The organism is Aquamicrobium defluvii (genome assembly GCF_004363725.1).
Classification (GTDB): domain Bacteria; phylum Pseudomonadota; class Alphaproteobacteria; order Rhizobiales; family Rhizobiaceae; genus Mesorhizobium; species Mesorhizobium defluvii.
The window spans coordinates 1-3148 of the sequence record NZ_SNZF01000068.1 but is presented as its reverse complement, the minus strand read 5'-3'; the positions used below and the strand labels follow the sequence as shown (position 1 = coordinate 3148).

1 tRNA gene and 2 pseudogenes are annotated in these 3148 nt (G+C 59.0%); 1 reads left to right on the top strand and 2 read right to left on the bottom strand.

From position 1 onward, the window contains the following. Positions 1-91 precede the first annotated feature (91 nt). Positions 92-1019, bottom strand: a pseudogene (locus tag DES43_RS22050) (acyl-CoA dehydrogenase family protein); the annotation flags it as partial. A 306-nt stretch (positions 1020-1325) separates the two neighbouring features. Beyond that, positions 1326-2310 (bottom strand): annotated as a pseudogene (locus DES43_RS22045) (IS481 family transposase). A 443-nt stretch (positions 2311-2753) separates the two neighbouring features. Between DES43_RS22045 and DES43_RS22040 the strand changes: the two are divergent. Further along, positions 2754-2828, top strand: a tRNA-Gly gene (locus tag DES43_RS22040). Positions 2829-3148: the final 320 nt, after the last annotated feature.

The window sequence follows — 3148 nt, the reverse complement described above, 5'->3', positions numbered from 1 at the left end:
CGCAAAGGACACGATTGACCTCGCCGCCTGACCCAATACGATGTCTATGCTGGAGATCGCGCCACCCGAATTTCAACACAGCTCGCGACGGCACCGCGCCGTCGTCGAACATCCTTGCGGCCTCTAGAACCATGGCGCGGCCCGCAAACGCCTCGGTGCCACTGTCGGCGAGCATCGCCTGGATGAGCTGATGCTCCGAGATCGGTTTTCCGAACTGCTTTCTGTTTGTGGCGAAGGAGACCGCCTCCTGGCACAGGCGGTCCGCGGCGCCCACGCAAACCGCCGCGATGTGCAGTCATCCGCGATTGAGCACCTTCATGGCCGTCTTGAAGCCCCTGCCTTCGATCCCTCCGATCAGCGCGTCCGCGGCAACGCGGCAATTGTCGAAGACACGTCGCATGTGCGCGTGCCGCGCTGGCCCATCTTCCGGTCGGCGGCGCCCAGCGACAGGCCCGCCAGCTCCCGCGGCACGAGGAAGGTCGAGATGCCGTTCGGGCCTTCTCCTCCCGTCCGGGCCATTACGGTGAAGACGTCGGCGACGGGGGCGTTCGTGATGTGTCGCTTGGTGCCGTTCAGGACGAAATGATCGCCGTCGCGTCTTGCGGTCGTCCTTGTCGCCCCGGCGTCGGAGCCGACATCTGGCTCGGTCAGCACGAAGGACCCGATCACCCTTCCGCGGCCATCTCCGGGAGCCAGCGGCACTTCTGCTCGTCCGTGCCGTCCACGATGATGCCCTGCGATCCGATGCCGTCGTTCGTGCCGATCACCGAGCGGAAGGCCGGGGACGCATAGCAGAGTTCGAACGCGACGTGCACCTCCTCCTCCATCGTCAGCCCCAAGCCGCCATAGGCCTCGGGAATAGACATCCCGAAGAGACCCATCTCCTTCATCTCCTCAATCAGTTCGGGAGGAATGGCATTTTCCTGTTCCACCCGCCGCTCCGCAGGCATCAGCCGATCTCGCACGAAGCGGCACACGGTCTCCACGAGAGAGCCAAGGAGATCTGTGTCCCGGATCATGATTTCAGCCTTCGGAAGCGGGAAAGACGATGCGAATAGCTTGCATGGCAGGCGGAGACATGCAATCGAAAATCGGAAATTAATTTCAATTATCGTGAAGCTTGATGTCGACCGCCGTGGTTGCGGCATGCGCTAAAGGAAGGCCACTTGAATCCCCCATGATCATCAAAATCGCGTCAGAGCCCATATTCCAGGCTGAATTCCACTATGCAGAGATTTCACGCATGCCTCTGCAACCGCATATGACCAAAAGGAAAACGTAACGGAACCAACACGAAACGGTAACGTGTCCGTCACAGTGGTCCCTTAGGTGTTTAGTCCCGGCATTTGATGGATAGGATCGAGTTTAAATCGTTCGGGCTCGATTGTCCACCGTTTGCAGATGAACTCGTAGGGCGTGAGGCCTTTGAGGGTCTTCAGCCGCCGGCCGAAGTTGTAAGCTGAGACGAAGTTCGCGAGGTGGCGTTCGAGCTGTCGTGGTCGTCGTAGTGGTAACGCTTGACGGTGGCGTCCTTGATTGTGCGGTTCATCCGCTCGACCTGGCCATTCGTCCAGGGATGCTTGGGTTTCGTGGTGCGATGCTCGATGCCGAGTTGCGCGCATGCGTATTCGAAGACATGCGCCCAGACGGTCTCTCCCTTAGCCAAGGCCTCGACGATCAGGGGCGTGGCCGAACCGCCGGCGCCTGGCGTGGTGAAGTGCGTGCCGTTGTCGGTCAGGACGATGCTGATCTTGTAGGGAACCGCTTCGACGAGATGCCGCAGGAACTCGTGCGCCGTTTGGCTTCGCGATGCAGCTCGACGAAGGCGAACTTGCTGGTGCGATCGATGGCAACGAACAGATAGAGCTTCCCCTCGGCTGTCTGAACCTCGGCGATATCGATATGGAAGAAGCCGATCGGATAGGATTTGAACTTCGTCTTCGCCGGCTTTTCGCCTTCGACCTCGGGCAGGCGGCTGATCCCGTGACGCTGCAGGCAGCGGTGCAGGGATGACCGCGTCAACGTCGGGATCGTCGGCTGCAGCGTATAGAGGCAGTCGTCCAGCGGCAGCAAAGTATGCTTCCGGAAGGCGACGATCACCGCCTCTTCCTCGATCGTCAGCACTGTCGAAGCAGGGTTCTTCGGCCCGGTCGGCACATCGGTCACCGAGGTCCGCTTCTTCCACTTCGCGACGGTCTTCTGATTGATCCCGTAGCGCCTCGACAAAGCCCTCAGGCTCTCTTGACTATGTTGTATCGCTCGACGGACCGCCTCAGTCGTCGTGGCGCTCCCGTGAAGAACCTGGCCCATAGCGCTTCCTTTGATTCCGGCGATAATGATGCACCATCAAAGCCCGAGATCAAACAGCTAGAGCGTTTTGCAGTCAGACGGAATCGGGCGGTGGCCACACAATGGCGGAAAGCCGGAGAAGCTGTCAGGAAGCCATCATGTCTTCAGGGGGCGTGTGACCGTGCGTCGAAGTATGCGGATGCTCTGCGCGCATCCGTTCGGGAGCGGAGAAAGGTAGATCGTTGGAAAGCCGGAGAGGCCCGCAGGGCCGGTTACGTGGACCACACGACATCCCGTGCGTTCTCATCGGGCGAACAGTATTTCGTCTGTCGCAAGGCAATCCGGGGCGGCTGACGGTTCTTATTTTCTGCGGAGCGCAGAAAGTATAAAAAGACGCGATTTGCCTGTTGCAATCGCCCCGGTCTTCGGCCATATAGGCGCGGCTTGCGGCGAGAGCCGCGCGAGCGGGTGTAGCTCAGGGGTAGAGCACAACCTTGCCAAGGTTGGGGTCGAGGGTTCGAATCCCTTCGCCCGCTCCAATTTCTTCAATAAAACCATAGCCTTGGCTGTGATAACAAAGCGATCTCCCGCAAGGCTGCATTTCATATACGCTACAATATCCGAAATCCCGAAAGTATCCTATGATTTCAGTATCTTGTATCGAGAACTCCACCGTATCTACGCCACGATAGTCCTAATTTTTCCGATCGCGGTGGTATCTTGGTGGTATCTCGGCAGCCCGACGAGTGAGTATAAAGACAGGGTGTTGATTTCCGCTGAGAGCTGACCCGGGATTTTCGCCGAGAAGTGACCCGCCTTCATGTATGGTTTGGGTCTTAGGTTTTGGTCAAGGGGCGGC